Origin of the sequence: Clostridium sp. OS1-26 (genome assembly GCF_030915445.1) — a bacterium.
Lineage (GTDB): Bacteria > Bacillota > Clostridia > Clostridiales > Clostridiaceae > Clostridium_AM.
The window spans coordinates 2,809,528-2,831,485 of the sequence record NZ_CP133264.1 but is presented as its reverse complement, the minus strand read 5'-3'; the positions used below and the strand labels follow the sequence as shown (position 1 = coordinate 2,831,485).

The following is a 21,958-nucleotide window of genomic DNA, read 5'->3' as shown; positions in this document are numbered from 1 at the left end:
ACTCCTTTATTAAAATTAAGAATTAAAGACTAGTGTTTTTATTACTACTGGAACAACTTTTCCATTAACTAATGGTTTTCCAATATCAATGTAATCACCATTTTCAACCTTTATACTGTCGATACAGACTACAATGCTGCTCTTATTTAACTGACGATATATGGTTTGTCCTAAAACTTTCGCTATATCGTTTTCAACAATAATAAAAATTGGGTATCCCTTTTTTAAGAGTTCAGTCATTCCATTTATTAAAGCTCTTGCGAGCATTTGAATATCCTCAAAGCTTGGACTTTTAAAGGCTTTTATTGCCACAGCTACTTGCTGACTTTCATTCTCCAAGTTAAACCACTTAAGTTTTTCTCTTATACTTTTTTCTATTGAATCAAATCCCCCAGCTTCATCTTCAGCTGTCAGCTTTAATATAGGTAAATTTTTTATTGGGAATACATCATCTGTATAGGTTATAGTACTGCCGCTTATATCCGTAGTATGAGAACCAGCTCCAACTACTGTGGCTCTAATAGTTTCTATAGCAGATTTAACCTTTAATTTTTTAACCAAATCTGATTTAGCTATTTCTTCTCCTAAAATTACCCCTATATCTCCATATTTGAATGGATCTAAGTAATCTTCATTGTATACATAGTCAGCTACTCCACCAGAAAAAGTAATGTATTCTATGTTATATCCATCTTTAATGCCTTTATTGGTTAATAGCTCTTCATATATTGGAGTTCTTGCTTTTACTGAAACAGATTCTTCTAGAATTTTGGTCATTGCTCCAGCAACTTTCCTTATTTTATCTATATCAGCAGTATCACCAACTTCAATTTTGACTCCTATACTTTCTGCTAATTTTTTTATTTTAGGATATATATAGTAAATTTTCTTAGTATCTTTATCAATCTTTATAAGCCTTCCACCTATATCTAAACATCCCGTATCTACAAGCTCCCCATTTTTGAATAATGCTAGATTAGATGTTCCACCACCTATATCAATATTTACAACATACGCATTTTTTTCATCAGAAACTTTATCTGCTCCTGCTCCTCTACCTGCAATGATAGATTCAAGATCAGGCCCTGCTGTTGCTACAACAAAATCCCCTGCAAAACCACTAAGATTTTGCAATACCTCGTTTGCATTTTCTTTTCTGGCAGTTTCTCCAGTTATAATAACTGCTCCTGTTTTTACGTCCTTTGGAGTAACACCAGCCCTTTTGTATTCTATTTCTATAATCTCTCTAACTTTATTTCCATCAATTTTGGTTTGTGTGGTAAGAGGGGTAAAATGAATACTACTCCTATAAATAAGCTCTTTATCTACAATCTTAATTCTAGGTATAGTAAAACTGCTTGCTGTATTTTCAATTGTTATGTTACTAAATACTAATTGCGTAGTTGATGTTCCAATATCTATTCCTACACTCAATATTTTTTCTCGCATTTTCTCACCTCTTTTCATATGTCAAATATAAAAGCCCAGAATATGTATTTTTAAATAGCTATTCATAACTACTTAAAAATACATACTCTGGGCTCCATTGCCACTTCTAAGCACAACTTTGTACTTATTATTAAATTTTAAAATCAAATACTACTTTTGTACCTTGACTATTTGAATATATATTTAAATTACCGTCTAATTTATCCTTAACTAAACTTCTTACTATCATCAATCCTAAACTGTTTGTTGAAACCTTATCAGTATCAAATCCAACTCCATTATCAATAATTGATATAGTAGAATAGCTATTTCCCTGTTCTATATTTATGGTAATTTCTCCTTCCTTTCTATCTTTAAAAGCATGTTTAATAGAGTTTTGAAGGAGTTCATTTACTACCAGTGCTGTTGATGTAGCTTTATCTGAGCTTACTGTGAAATCATCACCAGTAATATTAATTTTCAAATTGACATCATCGTTTTTTTCAAAGCTTACTATACTGGATTTTATTTTATTAATTACTTCTTTTATATTAACCTCATCAATTCCTTGCTTTGCTAGAATCTCATGAGTTGCTGCAATGCTAAGTACTCTATTGATACTTTCATTCATTGCATTTAGAAATTCTTCATTTTTAATTCTTCTAGATTGAAGTCTCAAAAGACTCGCAATGGTTTGAAGATTATTCTTAACCCTATGATGAATTTCTTTTATAACTACAGATTTTAATATCAATTCCTTTTCCTTTTGCTTCATATCAGTAATATCTCTAATTAGTACAACCAAATTTAAAGCTTTATTGCTTTGAACTATATATTTTACTTGTAGGCACATTTCTCCCACCTCAAGTTCATATACATCAATGCAATTATTTAAAAGAATATCCTTAAAATAAATTTTATCTAAGGATAAATTAGAAAAGTTCATACCTATTATATCTTCTTTATATCCAAGTTTACTATAAAGTAAGTCTGCTCCTGGATTTTTAAATTTTAATATTCCACTTTCATCAAATATTAATATAGCTTCATTAATATAGTAGGTTATATCACTTTCCTTGTAATATTTCTTTTCAATTTGAGTAGTTAGCTCTTCATTTGCTTCTGCTAATATTTCCATCTTTCTATCATTGTTTAAATTTTCAGTTACATCTTTTTCTATTATAAGTATACCTATAGTTTTATTATCACTATTTCTTATAGGTTCAACACTTTGCTTTACTTTAATATGCTCTTGAGTTATTCCCTTTATATCTCTTCCAGGTATTCCAATATCAATTGCTCTGATAACTGCAGGTTCATTTTCTCTTATGGCTAGTTTTCCAACTACTTTTTGCTTGTACAAGGATGCTTTATTTGTAGGCTTTGCCTCAGCTACCACAATAGCCGCATCCTTATGAGTAGTTGGGCAGTCTATAAAAACATCACCACCAGCAGAATCTGCAATTAATTGAATAGTCCTAGCTATATTCTCAATAATTTCGATATCTTTATCATTTAAACATGTGTGCTTTAAGCACAACTCTCTTATTTCACTCATATTATTACCTACATTGTCTTATTATTTGTAAAATTAAATTCCATCTTTGCTCATGATTATTATTCCCGCTATATCTTTCATGGTTACTCTTTTCTTCATACTCAAGTTTCTAATCATTGAAAAAGCCTCTTCTTCTGATATTCCATGTTGAGTCATTAATATACCTTTAGCTTTTTCAATTACTTTTCTTGCTTCAAGTTTTTTTTCTATACTTATCATGTTATTTTTCATTTCTTTTAGTTCATTTGATTTAGCCATAGCTACTTCTATCGCAGGTATAAGTGATTTATTATCTAATGGTTTTACTAAATATCCAATTACTCCTGCATCCTTTGCTTTCTCAACAAAGTTTGTATCACTATAAGCGCTTAGAAGAATAATACCATCTGCTAGTCCTTCTTGAATGATTATTTTTGAAGCATTTATTCCATCTAATAGTGGCATTTTTATATCCATGATTACGATATTAGGTAAATGTTTCTTACATACTTCAATAGCATCAAAACCATCTGAAGCTTCTCCTACAACAACGTAGCCAGCTTCTTCTAACATTTCTCTAATGTCCATCCTTGTAATAGGTTCATCATCGGCTATTACAATTTTTTTACTCATGTTTACACCCCTCTTTGGAAATAATAATCAAATCAGAACAATATTTATTAACTATTATTCCAATGTAAATAACTTTTTATGTTTTCTATTCCTAGATTTTCAATAACACTTACTTTAAATATCTCTTCCGCACCTGCTTCTATTAAATATTCCTCTGAAGTTTTAATATCTTTATCTTCAACACATAAATCCATCTTAGTTATTATTCCAATAACAGGTTTTGAAAAAATGCTTCCAAAGCCAGGCGGAAAAATACTTAATTCTTTATTACATGGCTGTATAAGACCAATAATATCTGCATCTACAGCTTCTGTAATCAATGCATTATAGTAAATTCTATTTTCAATATACTCTCCTGGAGTATCTATAACTAGATTACTATATTCCATTGCTTGAGTTTTTTTATATTCTACTTTTTCATTATTTAGTGCTTGAGTTAAACTTGTTTTTCCACTGCCAACTTGTCCAATTAGCATTATCTTCTTCAACGGTATTCCTCCTATGATTTAGTTATCTTGGCTGTAGTAAAGTCTAGCACTGTACTGAGCATATTTAAAACCTCTGTTAATGCAACTTCAACGCTAGAAACGTCACCTACAATTACAAGAGATCCACTAAATCTGTCTACAAAGCCTATTTTTACGTCAGCTACCTTAGTTGCTACATCAGATGCTATTATAGCAGCCTCACTAGGCGTTATAGTTAAAATTCCTATAGCCTCAGTATACTCATCTGATAATCCTAACTTTTTATATACAGCCTTATTCGGATGAGCAATTAAATGAGCTAATGTTACTTGTTTTCCCGGAACATATTCTTGAATTACTCTTTGTTTTTCTTCCAATTTTAACACTCCAATACGAAATAAAAAGCTCTTAAAAAAACACATATAGTGTGATTTATAAGAGCTCCATTACTCAATTTATATTGCTCGCCGTTGAACAACATTTATAACTTATACATTTATGTCCTAATTATATAAATAAAAAGGAAAATTGTCAATACTTTATTTATTCTGTAAAAAAACTACTTACCACTATAAGTTTTTCTAAATAACTGAATTAAATCTTCCTTACATACCTCTCTAGGATTAGTTGAGGTACATCCATCTTTAAGCGCTATATCACAAATATCGCCTAAGTTTTTTTCAAATTCAGTTTCATTAATATTTAAATCTTTAATTTTATCTACAATTCCAACGCTTTTAATTAAGCTTTTAACTCCACTGATCAATGCCTTAACGCCATCACTAACGTTATTTGAAGTAGTTAGTCCCAAAAACTTAGATATTTCTGCATACTTAACAGCAGCGTTAGTATATTCCCTTTTTGAACTAAACTTTATATTCGCATTATATTCTATTACATGTGGTAATACTATTGCATTTGCTTTTCCATGAGAAATATGGAACCTTCCACCTAGTATGTGTGCCATACTGTGATTTATTCCAAGAGAAGCATTAGTAAAAGCAAGTCCAGCTATACATGAAGCATTATGCATTTTTTCCCTTGCTTCCATGTCACTACCATCTTTATAAGCTCTTTGCAAATATTTAAATACAAGTTTAATGCTCTTTTCAGCTAATGCATCAGTATAGTCTGTAGCATTTTTAGAAACATACGCTTCAATACCATGAGTCAATACATCTATTCCAGTATCTGCAGTAATCGGTTTCGGAACAGACTTTACAAGCTCTGCATCTAAAATTGCTATATCCGGTATCATTTCTTCTTCAACTAATGGATACTTCATATTAAGCTTTTTGTCTGTAATAACAGAAAATGAGGTAACCTCAGACCCTGTTCCACTGGTGGTTGGTATTGCAATAAATATTGTTTTTTTAGCTTCATTTCCCTTATCTAAGCCTTTTTTAATTAAAGTTCTAAAATGAATTATAGCTTTAGCAGCATCTATCGCTGAACCTCCGCCCATCGTAATTAGTACATCTGGATTATATTTATCCATAGCTTTAATTCCTTTAGCAACTACTTCAATAGGTGGATCTGGAACTATTTCAGAAAAAATTTCATAATTAATATCTGAAGCCTCTAAATGCTCAGTTACCTTATTAATAAATCCTGAGGTCACCATAAATGGATCTGTTACAACAAATGCTTTTTTACAGTTTATTTCTCTTAACTTTTTAAGTTCTCCTGTCCCAAAATAGACTTTGGGTCCTACATTAAAAGTACTCATTTAATCACTTCCTATTCTGAAATTCTTATTTTTGATAGTTAAAAAAAAATATAAAAAGCCCCTTAAGAAAATCTTAAGGAGCTTCATTACTCACATAAACATGCACATCTTTGTGCACAACTCTATATTAAATTATATGTTTATTTATCTAATATATTATTACGTAAACTATCCTTTGTCAATACACTTATATATCCTATAGTGAAATCAATCAGAAAGTTAACTTATACAAATGGCTATGTTTCCAGAGCTGAAGCTTGGAAACATGGCCCGGGGATAAGTTAACTTTCGGTGGTGGAACCCTATGCTTACTTTATTTCATTATTTGAGTTGATAACTCAAATCCCTTTCTATAGTAAGCTTCCATTACATCCTTTGGAACCATGCTTCCACCTGTAGCCCAAGCAATATGTGAAGCATTTTTCATTTTGTCTTTTAGGTTGTTATTTTCTATATACTTTTGTCCAGCTTCAGTTTTAAATAAATCAATTGGTCCAGGTATACCAGCTAAAGCAGAAGGCTCTAGATAGATATTTTCTGATTCTATTAGTGTACTTAAAAGCACATATAATTTTTCGTCTTTTGCTGTATAAGACCCGCTCATTAGCTCTTGTAGTGTCTTTCCTACAAAGCCTGAAGCTCTTCCAACAGCAAGTCCATCTGCTGCCGTAATATTGTCTATTCCAAAGTCTTGAACGCACACCTTATCATGCATGTCTGTCATCAAGCCTATAACCATACATGGAGAATGTGTTGGTTCTGCGAAGAAGCAGTGTACATTATTCTTAAATATTAATTTTAAACCAAAGGCTACTCCACCAGGTCCACCTCCAACTCCGCATGGAAGATAAGCAAATAGTGGATGCTCTTCATCTACAACTACATTCATTTCCTCTAATTGATTTTTTAATCTATAGGCTGCAACTGCATATCCTAAAAATAAGTTAGTTGAATTTTCATCATCAACAAAATACATGTTTGGATCTGCATCTGCTTGTTTTCTACCTTCTTCTACTGCTTTACTGTAATCTGACTCATACTCAACTACTGTGACTCCCTTACTTCTAAGAAGATCCTTTTTCCATTGTTTTGCATCAGCTGACATATGAACAAAAACTTTAAAGCCTAGTTGGGCACTCATTATACCAATGCTAAGACCTAGATTTCCAGTTGATCCAACTGCGATAGAATACTTAGAAAAGAATTCTCTAAATTTATCACTATCTAAAATTGAATAATCATCTTCTAAAGTTAACATGCCCTTTTCAATAGCTAAATCTTCTGCATGCTTTAAAACTTCATAAATACCGCCTCTTGCTTTAATTGATCCTGAAATAGCAAGATGACTATCGCATTTTAGTAACAGTTGTCCTAAAATTTCTTGATTAAACATTTCCTCTATTTTTCTTTGCATATTAGGAATCTTAGCAATAGGAGATTCTATAATTCCATTTGTTTTTTGTGTCTCTGGAAAAACCTTAGCTATATATGGCGCAAATCTTTTTAGTCTTTCTTCTGCATCTTTTACATCTGCTTCTGATAAAGGAATCTTTTTTATAGCATCTTCAAACTTTCCATACTTAGGGTTAGTCCAAAACACTTCTTCTGTGCAAATAATTTTGTCCATTAAAGGGTATTCTTCTTTCCACTGCTCTAAAGTTTTTCCTTGTACTACTTTTTCACTCATACAATACACCTCTTTCTTTTATATCAAACGTTTTCTTAGAAAAATTTACTTTATAAAATAATTTTGTATATAGATATTATATACAAATTATTTCATTCTAATTTAATATTGTTAAATATAGTTTAACAATGCCATTTATTTTAGTCAAGTTTTATTTAACATAATTAAATTATATTAAACACAGCTTTACAAAACATTAAAGTATTATGTTATAATAAATAATTATATTTATTATTAAATGTATAAAGCATTCTGTTTATATAAAATAACCTATATAAGAAGGAGAACAATGTATGGATGATATAAACGTTGGTGAAAAAATATCAGAGTATCGAAAAGCAAAAAATTTGAGTATAAGAGATTTAGCAAAATTAGCTAATGTAACCCCTTCTTTATTAAGCCAGATTGAAAGAGGATTAGCAAATCCCTCTTTAAATACGCTAAAAGTTATTGCTAAAATTTTAGAAGTTCCACTATTTGCCTTTTTCGTCACACCTTTGAATACTAAGGAGTTAGTAGTAAGGTCTGATAAACGTAAAAAAATGATATTACCAGAAAATAAAGATATAGCCTATGAATTATTGTCACCAGATCTAAGTGGAGCAATTGAATTTGCGCTTATGAAGTTAACTCCTAATTCTCATTCCTCTGAAGAGTTAATGGAGCATGAAGGAGAAGAAGTAGTTTTTGTTTTAGAAGGAAAGCTAAATCTTTATATAGATAGCAATATTATTGTATTAGACACTGGAGATAGCATTCGTATTCCTAGGGGGATGAAACATAAGTGGGAAAACTCATATAAGGAGAATGCAGCAATTGTCTTTGCTATTACTCCGCCATCATTTTAGTATAAGAATGTGGTGACAGTTTTATTGTCATCACATTTTTTAATTCTTGAATTTATATTTAAACTCTTCAATTCAACTCATAAAAATAATAAATATCCGCCTAAAATGAAGATATATATGAATAGTTTAAGATGCAACAATATATAAATATAATACTATACAAAATTCATTAATTAAATTCATTCTCAATAAAAAATACTGCTACATATGAAAGGAGATGATTAAGCTGAATAATAAAAGATTAGGTGCTAATATACTCTTATTGCTCACTGCAGCTATATGGGGATTGGGATTCGTTGCACAAAGAGTAGGCTCTCAATCTATAGGCGCCTTTACCTTTAATGGAATAAGATTTGCCATTGGAAACATTTCCCTCATACCCTTACTTATTTATTTTAATAAAAGAAAAAAAACCACTAGCGATGATGAGAGTACTATAGAAGTATCCTTTGAGAAAACAATTCTACCTGGTGTATTGGTTGGTATTGCTCTTTATGCAGGTGCAACTCTACAGCAAATTGGACTTATATATACAACTGCCGGAAAAGCAGGTTTTATTACAGGGCTTTATATGGTCATTGTACCAATTATCGGAATATTTTTAGGACATAAAATTGGGAAAAATTCATGGATAGGAGTAGGACTTGCAGTTGTTGGTCTCTACCTCCTAAGCATAAATGAAAATTTTAGTATCAGCTATGGCGACTTACTTGAGCTTATAGGATCAGTGTTCTGGGCCATACACATTTTAACAATAGATTATTTTTCTAATAAGATTGAACCTTTGAAATTATCATGTATTCAATTTGCAACATGTTCATTGTTAAGCCTGATAACAGCTTTAATATTCGAACAGATTACCATGTGCAGTATATTAGATGCTTTAATTCCAATACTTTATAGTGGTATTTTATCCGTTGGTGTAGCATATACCCTTCAAGTAGTAGCTCAAAAGAATGCAAAGCCCTCTCACACAGCCATCATTCTAAGTATGGAATCAGTATTTGGTGCTATAGGCGGTGCACTTATACTTGGAGAGACTATGAGCAGCAGAGGATATATAGGTTGTATTCTTATACTTGGAGGAATACTAGCATCACAGATCAAATTTTCTCCAAAGCAATCATAGTCAATTTTCAATTGTTTCGTACTTTAGACAAAGTTCTTTCTACTTAAACACTCAATCTCCTGAATTATTTCATTAATTCCTTCATCAATATAGTCTTCTGCCACATTTGAAACATTTATTTTTAGTATTGATTTCTTTATTGGAAATGAGCTCAAATAATTGTTATCTGCTGTGTCAACTATAATTGATTTCTTTTTTAATCTATTTATAAGTTTTTCACAAGATATTTCTTTATCTAGTTCTATATATGTATGAATACATATATTTTTCAAAGGACTGTACTTATAAATATGGTTACAACTATCAATTTTCTTTTCCAATAAAGAAGTTAAACATTTTGCTCTTAAAAGATAGGAGGCTTTAATTTTTTCCTTATGTCTTTCAAACATACCACTTTTAATGTAGATTTCTAATGCTGCTTGAGAAAGCATTGAACTATCTATATCAAGAACACTTTTATATTTGCTAAATCTTTCAATAATGCTTTCAGGAATGACTGCAATACCAATCCTTAATCCTGGGAAAATAATTTTTGAATAGCTTTTTAGATATATAACATAGGAAGAACTATCATATGAGAATATTGGATCAGCTTTCAAATTCTGTTCAAAATCAGATAAATAATCATCTTCTACAATATATACATCATATTTCTTTGCAAGTTCTAAAATCTTCTTCTTTTTTTCTTGTGAATATGAAGTTCCTAAAGGATTATGATATCTTGGCATAGTGTAAAAAAATTTAATGTTCTCTGATTTAAATATTCTCTCTAATTCTAACATATCAATTCCTTCACTGGTTCTTTCTATACCCACTACTGGCACTTTATGTGTTTCTAGATAATCTATAAACAAATGATAACCAGGTTGCTCAATTAGTATAGTTTCTTTATTATTTGGAAAAGGTATTGCTGCTAAAATTGATAATGCTTGCTGAACGCCAGATGTAATAAAAATATTTTTCTTATTGGTAAACACCTGATAGTTAGCCAATTGTTTTTGTATAACATCTATTAAAGAAGATAACCCTTTAGGTGTTCCATATATAAACAAATCATTTTTATATATATCAATTGCTTGGTTAATGCAATGCTGAAAATCTATGTATGGAAACACCTCTGGATCTGGAGCGGAAGATGAAAAATTCAATATAAGCTTCTCACCTTTGATTAAGTTGGGTTTTCTTGTCACAACATAGTATCCACTTTTGGGAAGAGAGTAAACTATGTGTTTTCTCTCCAATTCACTCAGCGCACTAATAACCGTACTTTTATTACAATTGTAATTTTGAGTTAAACTTCGAATAGAAGGAATTCTTTCCCCTTCTTTATATCTACCACTTTTTATCATGTTTTCAATCTCATTTGATACTGCTAAATATTTATACATAACTTACTCCTTTGAACTATTGTACCGGTATAGATCGATTTTATTTTTATTGTATCATAATGTTTTATCTACTAACATAGATATATAAAGTTATAATTATGGAGGAATATTAAAATGAAAAATGTAAATAAAAAGAATGCCTATTTTGCTGCTTCTCTATATGCACTTATTATAGGGTTCTCATTTTTATTCGTAAAACTAGCTTTAACTGTTACAGATCCACTAAATATCCTTGCACATAGATTTACAATATCTTTTCTTGTCGCTTCTATCCCTATTGTATTTGGATGGATAAAGTTGGATATAACTTTTAAAGATATACTTCCTATATTACCAATTTCATTGTTTTACCCAACTTTATTTTTCGCTTTTCAGGCCTTTGGATTAGTATATATTTCATCTTCAGAAGCTGGAATTATTCAAGCGACTATTCCAATTTTTACGATGATTCTAGCAACATTTTTTTTAAAGGAGTATTCTAGCAGACTACAAAAGGTATCACTGATTTTATCTGTATCTGGAGTGATTTACATCTTTCTTATGAAGGGTTTAAATTTAAAATCTGCTAGCTTTATAGGAGCTATATTAATTATTTTATCAGCACTTGCTTCAGCTGGTTATAATGTACTAGCAAGGAAAATAACCAAAAAATATAAAATAGCGGATTTAACTTATATGATGACCTTTATAGGTTTTCTAAGTTTTAATTTAATATCTATTGTGGATCATGGTCTTAGAGGCACTCTTAATGTTTATTTTAAGCCATTTGTTAGTCCATTATTTGTAATTTCAGTACTTTATTTAGGTATATTATCTTCACTTGTAACATCATTGTTATCAAATTATACTTTGTCCCAAATAGAAGCATCTAAGATGAGCGTATTTAGTAATCTATCTACACTAATAACCATGCTTGCTGGAGTTATATTCCTAAATGAGCGTTTATATTATTATCATATAATTGGAGCAGTGATGATTATTGCTGGAATAATTGGAACGAATTTTTTAGATAAAAAATCTTAAAAAATGATTCCAAAGAAAAAATTTCTAAAGATTCTCTTTAAAGTTTAAAAAAGAACCGGCATTTAATATTATCTAAGTTGATACTATTAAATACCGGTTAGAAAGTTAGTTTGTTAGTGGTGATAGACATCAGGCAAAATATTTTCGAAAAATCTTATTAGTGCAACCATAATCAATAAGAATAATATGGTTATCAAGTACCCCCCAAGAACTTAGGCTTTTTATGTCACCATAAAGCAAATTAAAGGTTTTTACTAATTCTTCTATATTTATATAAAGAGTATCTTCTTCACTTATTCCTAAACGCCTAAAAACATTATTATGTTTTTCTTTTCTTTTCTTTGCTAATGGAATGGCTTTTCTCATAATAATCATATCTTCTTTATACCATACTACAGGGCAAAGATATTTTTTCAAATGTTGTTGTACGTTATGATAAATATAGTTTTCAGTTTCACATTGTTTATATCCACCACGAAATTTTGATAATTTTATCACATAATCATTATTTATAGCGTATACAATTCGTCCCCCACCTTCACCTAAATATTTAAATTTATTGTCTATTTCTTTCTTACTCATTAGGAAGATCTCTTCAAATAATGTGATGTCTGACGAGCTCATTGAGTCATGTCCTCCTTCTCCATCTGAAATGAAATAATTTATATGAAACAGAGGACAGATATAAACGTATCTATCCTCCTTATTAGCATAATTGGGCTGTCAATGAAAAATACTTAGATTACTTTAAATTCACAAAGAGTTCTGCAACTATTTTTATTATCTATGTGATTTATGCCTTCTATGTGATTTATGCCTTCTATCTGATTTCTTACATCTATCAGACCTATCTGATTTCTTACATCTATCAGACCTATCTGATCTCTTACATCTATCGGACCTATCTGATTTCTTACATCTATCGGATCTATCTGATTGCTTACATCTATCGGACTTATGATGCTTTCTATGTGACATATCAAAAACCTCCTAAAGTTTGTTCGCTATATAATATTCCCGATAGCTACATATTGTGATATGCCGTGTAAATTGTAGTAAAATATAATTGATCAAATAACACTATAATGTAATCATATAAACAGAATTCTTGGCTTCAGGTGGAGTTTTGACTCCATCTGAAGCTTAGAAGTCGTTATCCAGGGACATAGCCGCTCTTTACTCCAACTTTGAGAAAAGCAGAGAACCAAAATCTCTGATTTTGTGTGAATCGCTTTCACAAAGTGCGATGGGAGTATTAGAGCGGGTAAGTCATCGGATAAAAATAAGATAAGCGGTTAACAACCAGTCACCTTGACAGCTATCAACCGCTTAATTTTAATCTTTTTTGTTTAAATAACATTTCTTAGGAAGATTTTCACATGATAATAGAGCTTCGAACACATCATGATTATTTTTTTAATTTAGATTAGACATTTTTCACGTGCAATTTTGACTGTTTCTTTGCTTTATATGTTTTTACTATGCAAAATAAAAAGCACTCGAAACAAATACCTTCTTTTGCTTTGAGTGCATATATACCTTATGAGTTACTGTTCTGAATCCATAGCCTTTTTCAAGTCTTCAACAAAAGCTAACACACTTTCTTCTTTTGTAGCCCAAGATGTCACAAGGCGTATAGCAGAATTATACTGATCAACTTTTTCCCAGATAAAGAAGGAATACTTCTCCAGAAGCTTTTCAATTAACCTATTGGGTAAGATTGGAAATATCTGATTGGAAGGTGATTTTATTAAAAACTTATATCCAGATCTACTGATTTCATTTTTTAGTAAGTCAGCCATTTTGTTTGCATGTCTTGCTAAATCAAAATATAAGTCGTCCTTAAAAAGCTCTAAAAACTGTATACCAAGAAGCCTTCCTTTTGCAAGCAGTGCTCCCTTTTGTTTAATATGGAAACGAAAATCCTCTTTAAGTGAATCATTGCATATAACCATAGCCTCACCCATTAATGCACCATTTTTGGTTCCACCGATATAGAAGGCATCTGTTAATCTGGCTAAATCAGAAAGTTCCATGTCATTTTCTTCTGAACATAGCGCTGATCCTAGTCTTGCGCCATCTACATATAAAAAGAGTTTGTTTTCTTTACAGAATTTACTTAGTTCTTCTAGTTCGCTTTTCTTATATATGGAGCCGATTTCTGTAGAGTTGGAAATGTACACTAACTTAGGCTTTACCATATGTTCATCAGTATGTGCATCTAAAGCAGGCTTGATATCTTCAGGTCTTAGTTTACCGTCACTTACTTCTATAGATATTACTTTATGACCTGTGGCCTCAATAGCTCCCGTCTCATGAACTAGTATATGTCCTGTATTAGCAGCAATAGCCGCTTCATGTGGTCTTAAAAAGGCTGAAATTGCAGTGAGATTTGTTTGTGTACCTCCAACAAATAGGTGAACATCAATGTCATCTCTTTTAATTTTTTGTTTTAAAAGTTCAATGGCTTTTTCTGTATAACTATCTTCACCGTATCCTGGAGTCTGCTCCATATTTGATTCAACCAAAGCATTTATTATTCTTGGATGTGCTCCTTCACTATAGTCATTTTTAAAACTGTACATTGGTAAACCTCCCTTTTACATCTAGTGTACTTGCTTACACACTGATTGATTTTATTTAACTGTATATAGCCTAATTATTAGTTCTTTGATATTAGTAAGTAGAGTTACAATTTATTATTTTTACTAAATATTATTTATTTTAGTCTCTTACTAAATATTAACACACTAATTAACGCAAATGAATATATGATTTATATAAGTTTTCTACTTCCATCTTTATTAAATAGTTTTCTCAAATGAACTTCATCGATAACTATCATCCCTACAGAACCTATAAGTAGAAATAATAATTGAATACTCTCATTATTAATAATAGAATTTGGCACAAGATACACATAAGCTGCAAGGATACAACTTATTATTCCAAGTATAATCATACTGTGTCCACCATGTTTTTGCGCTTCATCCCAGGTCTCCTTGTTTTTCATTGACATAGGAGTTCTATATCCATACATTCCATTTATACTTTCAGGTGGAAATTGCTTTAAGATAAATCCAGCTACACTGAAAGTTATCCCTACTATTAGAAATACCATACATACACCCCATTTTACCTCTTTAATCAAATTATCTTATCTATTAAGACTGAGCCGCTGTAAAGTAGGCATTGTTTATTTTCATTATACTCCTTAATCCATTCAAAATAAATGCTTCTATGAAAACTTTACCAGACACATCACTATCTTTAAGACACTAATAAAAAAATCCCTTAGTGCATTGATTCTTAATGCCTAACAGGGATTTTTATCAAGACATGTTTAGGAAAATATACCGGACTGAAGCTTGTAAATATGTCTCTGCATGTAAGTCAACTTTTCCCTTTTAATCTCATACTATTTGAGATTCTTCATTAAAAAATATCACAATTTATACTTTCTCCATCATCAGGAACATATACCTGTCTATCTAATGAATATTTTTTCAAGAAATCTTTTAGTTCTAATCTTGTAAGGGTACAATGATTCCATGTCTCCATATGAACAACAATAATCTTTGAATTAGGCGCTTTCCTACAAACATCATGAATGTCTTGTGCCGTCATTGTAATTGGATCTCCTTCACTAAATCTAGCTGCACCAGCAAAAACAACAGTAATCTGCGGTTTATAGATTTCCAGTGCTTCTTCCACTTCTGAACACCAGATAGTGTCTCCTGCAATATATAAAGAAGGTTCATTATGCGCAGTAATAACAAAGCCTGAAACTAATCCCATTTCTTTTCCAATCTTTCCTGTGCCATGCTGCCCTGTAGTACGATTAAAGGTGATGTCTTCCCAGGTATAGGACTTTTCTATAGAGGTAACTTTAACAAATCCCTTGGCTTCTATTTTTTCTTTATCTATTGGCTGACAAAATACTGGTATGTGTTTGGGGATTAATTGAGCTGCTGCTTCATCAAAATGATCCATATGGGTATGTGTTACTAGAACTGCATTAACATTAGTAAGTATATCAACACTGACAGGTAAATCTACAAGTGGGTTTTTATTGGCATTATAAACATTCGGTATAGCATCCATAGTTCCTGCTGGACTTAATATCGGGTCAACTAAAATTGTTTTGTTATTAATCTTTAAAAGTAAAGTTGCATGTCTTACTAATTGAATTTTCATTATTTGCACCTCCAAGGTATATGATATACTTATTATACGTGATAATGATATTGATTGGAGAAAACAAAAATACTCTATGAATTGATTGATGAAAGGATTTTAGAAATTATGCTTGATCAAACTGATTTTCAAATACTTTCTTTATTAAAGAAGAACTCTAGAATACAATGGCGAGAAATTGGAGAGTTAGTTCACTTAACAGGACAATCCGTTGCAAACCGTATTCGCAAAATGGAAGAGCTTGGAGTTATCCAAGGATACACCGTTAAATTAGATCAAAGTAAATTAGGCAAGACTCTAATTGCTTTTATCACTATATTTATGAAAACCATTGATCATCTATCTTTTCAAACTTTTATTAAAGAAAAGTCAGAAATATTAGAAGCAAATCGAATTAGTGGTGATGGATGTTATTTACTAAAAGTAAATGTATCTAATGAAGAGGAGCTTATGAATTTATTGGATGAGATTTTAAAGTATGGTAACTATCGAGTTAACATATCAATTGGAAAAATAAAATAATAAACTTAGAGCAAACTCGAAGTTGGGAATCCGTTGCACCTCTAAGTACTTTTAAATTAAATATTACTATTAACTAATTATTTGTTAATTATAAAAGGAGAATTTCATCTGGATTAGAATTCTCCTTTTTCTTAACATTTTTCTAATTAGCTAGTTCTAATTATACGGAAGCCGTCCATCTTCGAATCGCATATATACATGCTTAATCCTTTTTATCTTTCTTCTTTACTGGCACCTGAATCTCTGTAAGCCAGTCTTCCACCTTATCTTTGTTCCATATTCCATCGATGTATGATTCTCTTGGATTGTCTATAGCTTCATATTCATTTTCCTCAATCCATTTAAAAACATATGAGTAAGCATTCCTAAGAGTATCATAAGAACCTTTATGAAGCACGCATACAGCTGTTGGTATACCCTCTAAGATTTTAAACTTTAAAATATCTGTATCTTCCTTTAGTTCTGTTACAGCTTCACATATTTCCGCGTCAATATCTTTTTCTTTGTATTCACCATCATGGTAAATATTAAAGCAATAGGCTGGAGTGGCACATACACATTTTAACCTCTCCATTTCCTTTGCCATTACATTGGGGCACAATTCAAAAAGTGCATGATAGCTTGGTATTATCTGTCTCATTGAAGCCACTATAACCTTAGGCAATTCTTTTATAATTGGACTATACACAGAACATTCCTCTCCTCTCATACTATTAAGATAACTACGAATTTGTAAAAGCTTTGCTTTCTCAGCATCAATATTCTTTAAAATATCCTGTTCTTTCAATTTTAAGAATATATCTATTGCTGCCGGATTATTAATTACCTCTTTTATTTGACTTAAAGACAGTCCCATTTGCTTTAATGTTAGTATTTTATGAAGTCTTGGTAACTGCTGTGAAGTATAGTACCTATAGCTTGTAAAACTATCAACATATTCTGGCTTCAATAATCCTAGTTCATCATAGTGTCTTAATGTTTTTGTAGTAATCTTATTAATTTTTGAAAAAACTCCTATTGAAAACATCAATATCACCTGCGCATTTGATTTGATGTTTTAAGTATAATCCTTTACCTAAGGTAAAAGTCAATATAAGGTAACACAAATAATATTTTAATCATTTATTCTGGTAAAGTGAACAAGCGTTTCTGCGTTTGAGGCAATCTCCTCTGTAGCTGTTGTAATTTCTTTGAATTTTACAGACTGTCTATCTGCTATCTCTAAAATACTATCTATTTGTTTCTTAATAAATTCTATAGATTTTTTCATTTCACTTAATTCTCTGTATACGCTTTCGCTGGATTCTTTACTGGTTAGAGAAAGTTTTCTCATTTCTGATGCTACAATAGAAAATCCTCTTCCATGCTCACCAGCCCTTGCAGCTTCAATTGCAGCATTTAAGGCTAATAAATTAGTTTGTTGTGCTACATTTTTAATCATGTTTATTATTTTATCTGAATCTGCAATCTTTTTTTCTGTAGCCTTGGCAGATTCGTCTATGTTATTAATCATACTAGTTAGTTTTTGAATATCCACAGAAGCTTCATTAATGCTTGCACTTGTTTCCTCAATAGCACTAAACATACTTTCTGATGATTCACTGATTTTAACTTCATTTTCAATATTTATTGCATAACCTACTGCTCCTATAACAGTTCCTTTTTCATCTCTTATAGGATAAGTAACACCCTTAAATGGAAATCCATAAACTTCCTTTGGCACTATTGAAGATATTATTTTATTTTCTCTTATAGTCTGTTTCAAAGGATCATTATCTGGTATTGGATCTCCAATTTTTATATCTACTCTCATTTTATCACCAGGATAATACCCTAAAAACTTTTCAGTATCAGTTACTGAAGTCATTATATCTTCCTGAATTATTCCTTTTAAATGTGGTAGTACATCCATAAAGGATTCTAAAATCTTTTCTTTCATAACTCATCGCCCCTTTTTTTCTACTAACTAGCTAGCTTAATTATATATTTAATTAACAAAGAACAACCTAGTTCTACATTTAATACTATAATGTTATCGCATCTAAATATCAATAATTTAGTATATACTTATAATTTAAATTATTTAAAAGGAGAATCCCAAACATTGGAATTCTCCTTTTAATTTTTTCTAGTTAGCTAGATCGAATACATCAAGCTCTTCATCTTTTATTCCTTTAATTTTAACATCTACCATAGCTTTAAAGGTATCTAAAGCTGTTATAACCCCTATATTTCTTTCAATAGCTGCCCTTCTAATATGGAAGCCATCTCTATTTGAATCGTTACCTTTAGTCGGAGTGTTAACTACTAAATCTACTTCTCCATTTTTAATTACATCTATTATATTAGGATGCTCTTCACTAAGCTTTCTAACTTCTTTTACTTCTACATCAGCATCTCTTAAAAGTTGTGCTGTTTTTGAAGTTGCTACAAATTTGAACCCTAGCTTATTAAGTTCTTTTGCTATTGGCAAGAACTCTTGCTTATCGTGATCATTTATTGTAGCAAGTATAGTTGATCCTGTTTTGTTAGTGAACATGTTAGCTGCTACAAATCCTTTATATAAAGCTTCTTCTATTGTCTTTCCAACTCCTAAAACCTCTCCTGTAGACTTCATTTCTGGTCCTAATGAAACTTCAACCTTTGGAAGTTTCTGAGTAGAGAATACAGGCACCTTTACAGATACTAATTCTGGCTCTTTATAGATGTCTACTCCATAGCCTAAATCTCTTAATTTCTCCCCAAGCATAACTCTAGTTGCTATATCTACTATAGGCACCTTACTTACCTTGCTTATATAAGGTACAGTTCTTGATGCTCTTGGGTTAACTTCTATAACATAAAGCTCTCCTTTAAACTCTATGAACTGAATGTTTATCATTCCTTTTATCCCTATTCCTAAAGCAAGCTTTTTAGTAAACTCTAATATTTTTTCTTTTATATTAGAGCATATATTTTGACTCGGATACATGGTTATACTGTCCCCTGAGTGTACTCCTGCTCTTTCAAGATGTTCCATTATTCCTGGTATCAGTATATCTTCTCCATCGGATATAGCATCTACTTCTATTTCTCTCCCCATAAGATACTTGTCTATTAGTATTGGATTCTTCTTATCCTTTTGGAAGGCATTTGATAAATAGTATATAAGCTCCTTTTCATCGTAGGTTATTTCCATACCCTGGCCTCCAATTACATAAGAAGGTCTTACAAGTACTGGGAACCCTAACTTTTTAGCCTCTTCTAAGCCCTCTTCTACACTCCAGATTCCCTTTCCTTTAGGTCTTGATATTCCTAGTTTCTCAAGCAGAGCATCAAATTTTTCTCTATCTTCTGCCATATCTATCTGATCTGCAGTAGTTCCGAGCGTAGGTATATTTTTTTCCTTTAAGAACTCAGCAAGTTTAATAGCTGTTTGTCCCCCGAACTGAAGAATTACACCATTAGGTTTTTCTTTTTCTATTATGTTTAATACATCCTCCTCTGTAAGAGGCTCAAAGTATAATTTATCTGATATATTAAAGTCAGTACTTACTGTTTCAGGGTTATTATTTACTATTATTGTTTCTATTCCTAGTTTTCTAAGAGCTATTACACAGTGTACTGATGCATAGTCAAACTCTATACCTTGACCTATTCTGATTGGACCTGATCCTATAACTATAACTTTTTTCTTATCTGAAACCTCTACCTCATCGTAAGTTTCATAAGTTGAGTAGTAATATGGTGAAAGGGCTTCAAACTCTCCTCCACAGGTATCAACCATTTTGTATACTGGAGTTATTCCCCATATAGTTCTAAGTCTATATACATCTTCTGGGCAAACCCTTAGCATATCTGCTATTCCTTTATCTGAGAAGCCTTTTCTCTTTAATTTATATAACCATTCTTTATCTAGGTCACCTATTTTGCTAAGTCTTAATCTCTGCTCTTCTTCCACAATCCACTTAAACTTCTCAATAAAGAATTTATCTATTCCTGTTATTTCTGCAACCTTATCTATTCTATAATCACGTCTGAGCATTTCAGCTAGGGCAAATATTCTTTCATCATCTGGAGTGATTACCCTTTCTTTCAATTCTGCCATGCTTAATTCTCTAAACTTTTTATGCTCCAGTGAGTATTTTCCTATTTCTAAGGATCTTATTCCCTTTAGGAAAGCAGCCTCAAAGTTGCTTCCTATGGACATTATTTCTCCTGTTGCCATCATTTTAGTTCCTAAAGCTCTGTCTGCTCCATGGAATTTATCAAAAGGCCATTTTGGAATTTTAACTACTACATAATCTAATGATGGTTCAAAACATGCATAGGTCTTTTGTGTAACTGCATTTTTAATTTCATCTAATCCATAACCTAGTGCAATTTTTGCAGCCAATTTAGCTATTGGATATCCTGTAGCCTTTGATGCTAGCGCAGAAGAACGGCTTACTCTTGGATTTATTTCTATTACTGCATACTCGAAGGAATGTGGATTTAGTGCAAACTGTACATTACATCCTCCCTCTATTCCTACAGCATTTATTATATCTATTGATGCACTTCTAAGCATCTGATATTCTTTATCTGATAATGTTTGGCTTGGTGCTACAACTATACTGTCTCCTGTATGAATACCTACTGGATCTATGTTCTCCATATTACATACAGTAATGCAGTTTCCAAAGCTGTCCCTCATTACTTCATACTCAATTTCTTTCCATCCTTTAACACTCTTTTCAAGAAGTACTTGGCCTATAGTACTTAATTGAAGTCCTAGCGCTAAAGTCTGCTCTAATTCTTCTTCATCGTTAGCTATTCCGCCGCCAGTCCCCCCTAAGGTATAAGCTGGTCTAACTATAACTGGATATCCTATTTTACTTGCAAAAGCTTTTCCACTTTTCATGTCAGTGATTATTTCGCTTTGTATAACAGGCTGATTTATTCTGTTCATCATATTTCTGAAAAGCTCTCTATCTTCTCCTTCTTTTATGGATTCAATAGATGTTCCTATAACTCTTACATTGTACTTTTCTAATATTCCCTTATCATAAAGCTCTACAGCCAAGTTTAATCCTGTCTGCCCTCCCATTCCTGCAAGAAGGCTGTCTGGTCTTTCCTTTGCTATAACTTTTTCTACGAACTCTACTGTTAAAGGTTCTAGATAAATCTTATCTGCTACTTCTTTATCTGTCATTATTGTAGCTGGATTGCTGTTTATAAGTACAACCTCTACTCCCTCTTCCTTTAACGCTTGGCAAGCTTGCGTTCCGGAGTAATCAAACTCCGCTGCCTGACCTATAACTATTGGACCTGATCCTATAACTAAAACTTTCTTTATATCTCTATTTAATGGCATATTTGCTACCTCCTAATTTTCGAATACATGTTTTT

General features: G+C 31.4%; 20 protein-coding genes. 4 read left to right on the top strand and 16 right to left on the bottom strand.

Annotated features, from left to right (window positions below; all coding sequences use genetic code 11):
* Positions 1–15: 15 nt before the first annotated feature.
* The 7 genes from eutA to dsdA all read right to left on the bottom strand — a co-directional run bounded on the left by eutA (position 16) and on the right by dsdA (position 7,481).
* On the bottom strand, positions 16–1,449 hold the full coding sequence (gene eutA / locus RCG18_RS13765) for an ethanolamine ammonia-lyase reactivating factor EutA (protein ID WP_308041824.1): 1,434 nt from the start codon (positions 1,447–1,449) through the stop codon (positions 16–18).
* Positions 1,450–1,579: 130 nt separating this feature from the next.
* The gene (locus tag RCG18_RS13760; RefSeq protein WP_308041823.1) at positions 1,580–2,986 is read right to left on the bottom strand and encodes a sensor histidine kinase; all 1,407 of its coding nucleotides are present in this window, start codon (positions 2,984–2,986) and stop codon (positions 1,580–1,582) included.
* A gap of 33 nt (positions 2,987–3,019) precedes the next feature.
* A complete protein-coding gene (locus tag RCG18_RS13755; protein ID WP_308041822.1) occupies positions 3,020–3,598 on the bottom strand; it encodes a response regulator in 579 nt (192 codons plus the stop codon).
* Between the two features lie 47 nt (positions 3,599–3,645).
* On the bottom strand, positions 3,646–4,086 hold the full coding sequence (locus tag RCG18_RS13750; RefSeq protein WP_308041821.1) for a EutP/PduV family microcompartment system protein: 441 nt from the start codon (positions 4,084–4,086) through the stop codon (positions 3,646–3,648).
* 11 nt (positions 4,087–4,097) lie between these two features.
* Entirely contained in the window at positions 4,098–4,487 is a 390-nt protein-coding gene (locus RCG18_RS13745; RefSeq protein WP_308041820.1) for a BMC domain-containing protein, read from the bottom strand.
* A 137-nt stretch (positions 4,488–4,624) separates the two neighbouring features.
* Positions 4,625–5,794: a 1-propanol dehydrogenase PduQ gene (locus tag RCG18_RS13740; RefSeq protein ID WP_308041819.1), complete on the bottom strand. Its 1,170-nt coding sequence runs from the start codon at positions 5,792–5,794 to the stop codon at positions 4,625–4,627.
* Between the two features lie 313 nt (positions 5,795–6,107).
* Positions 6,108–7,481: a D-serine ammonia-lyase gene (gene dsdA / locus RCG18_RS13735; RefSeq protein ID WP_308041818.1), complete on the bottom strand. Its 1,374-nt coding sequence runs from the start codon at positions 7,479–7,481 to the stop codon at positions 6,108–6,110.
* 293 nt (positions 7,482–7,774) lie between these two features.
* Here dsdA and RCG18_RS13730 point away from each other — a divergent pair, with 293 nt between their 5' ends.
* Both RCG18_RS13730 and RCG18_RS13725 read left to right on the top strand, forming a co-directional pair.
* The gene (locus tag RCG18_RS13730; RefSeq protein WP_308041817.1) at positions 7,775–8,329 is read left to right on the top strand and encodes a helix-turn-helix domain-containing protein; all 555 of its coding nucleotides are present in this window, start codon (positions 7,775–7,777) and stop codon (positions 8,327–8,329) included.
* 226 nt (positions 8,330–8,555) lie between these two features.
* On the top strand, positions 8,556–9,458 hold the full coding sequence (locus RCG18_RS13725; protein ID WP_308042027.1) for a DMT family transporter: 903 nt from the start codon (positions 8,556–8,558) through the stop codon (positions 9,456–9,458).
* Between the two features lie 23 nt (positions 9,459–9,481).
* Here RCG18_RS13725 and RCG18_RS13720 read toward each other — a convergent pair whose 3' ends face one another.
* On the bottom strand, positions 9,482–10,846 hold the full coding sequence (locus tag RCG18_RS13720; RefSeq protein WP_308041816.1) for a PLP-dependent aminotransferase family protein: 1,365 nt from the start codon (positions 10,844–10,846) through the stop codon (positions 9,482–9,484).
* Positions 10,847–10,960: 114 nt separating this feature from the next.
* Here RCG18_RS13720 and RCG18_RS13715 point away from each other — a divergent pair, with 114 nt between their 5' ends.
* Positions 10,961–11,869 carry a DMT family transporter gene (locus RCG18_RS13715; protein WP_308041815.1) on the top strand — a complete coding sequence of 303 codons (909 nt, stop codon included), beginning with the start codon at positions 10,961–10,963 and terminating at the stop codon, positions 11,867–11,869.
* 129 nt (positions 11,870–11,998) lie between these two features.
* Here the strand turns inward: RCG18_RS13715 and RCG18_RS13710 are convergent, their stop codons facing one another.
* The 5 genes from RCG18_RS13710 to RCG18_RS13690 all read right to left on the bottom strand — a co-directional run bounded on the left by RCG18_RS13710 (position 11,999) and on the right by RCG18_RS13690 (position 16,066).
* On the bottom strand, positions 11,999–12,493 hold the full coding sequence (locus RCG18_RS13710; protein ID WP_308041814.1) for a hypothetical protein: 495 nt from the start codon (positions 12,491–12,493) through the stop codon (positions 11,999–12,001).
* Positions 12,494–12,606: 113 nt separating this feature from the next.
* Positions 12,607–12,852, bottom strand: coding sequence for a hypothetical protein (locus RCG18_RS13705; protein WP_308041813.1), 246 nt, complete (start codon positions 12,850–12,852; stop codon positions 12,607–12,609).
* Between the two features lie 564 nt (positions 12,853–13,416).
* On the bottom strand, positions 13,417–14,454 hold the full coding sequence (locus RCG18_RS13700) for a low specificity L-threonine aldolase (protein WP_308041812.1): 1,038 nt from the start codon (positions 14,452–14,454) through the stop codon (positions 13,417–13,419).
* 191 nt (positions 14,455–14,645) lie between these two features.
* Positions 14,646–14,990, bottom strand: coding sequence for an SdpI family protein (locus RCG18_RS13695; RefSeq protein ID WP_308041811.1), 345 nt, complete (start codon positions 14,988–14,990; stop codon positions 14,646–14,648).
* A 314-nt stretch (positions 14,991–15,304) separates the two neighbouring features.
* Complete coding sequence (locus tag RCG18_RS13690) at positions 15,305–16,066, bottom strand: MBL fold metallo-hydrolase (RefSeq protein WP_308041810.1); 762 nt, start codon at positions 16,064–16,066, stop codon at positions 15,305–15,307.
* A 108-nt stretch (positions 16,067–16,174) separates the two neighbouring features.
* Here RCG18_RS13690 and RCG18_RS13685 point away from each other — a divergent pair, with 108 nt between their 5' ends.
* A complete protein-coding gene (locus tag RCG18_RS13685; RefSeq protein WP_308041809.1) occupies positions 16,175–16,588 on the top strand; it encodes an Lrp/AsnC family transcriptional regulator in 414 nt (137 codons plus the stop codon).
* 202 nt (positions 16,589–16,790) lie between these two features.
* Here the strand turns inward: RCG18_RS13685 and RCG18_RS13680 are convergent, their stop codons facing one another.
* From RCG18_RS13680 to carB, 3 genes are all read right to left on the bottom strand, one after another.
* Positions 16,791–17,615 (bottom strand): MerR family transcriptional regulator, encoded by an 825-nt coding sequence (locus RCG18_RS13680; RefSeq protein WP_308041808.1) that lies wholly within the window; start codon positions 17,613–17,615, stop codon positions 16,791–16,793.
* 87 nt (positions 17,616–17,702) lie between these two features.
* Positions 17,703–18,527, bottom strand: coding sequence for a methyl-accepting chemotaxis protein (locus RCG18_RS13675; protein ID WP_308041807.1), 825 nt, complete (start codon positions 18,525–18,527; stop codon positions 17,703–17,705).
* Positions 18,528–18,716: 189 nt separating this feature from the next.
* Positions 18,717–21,923 carry a carbamoyl-phosphate synthase large subunit gene (gene carB, locus RCG18_RS13670; RefSeq protein WP_308041806.1) on the bottom strand — a complete coding sequence of 1,069 codons (3,207 nt, stop codon included), beginning with the start codon at positions 21,921–21,923 and terminating at the stop codon, positions 18,717–18,719.
* Positions 21,924–21,958 lie beyond the last annotated feature (35 nt).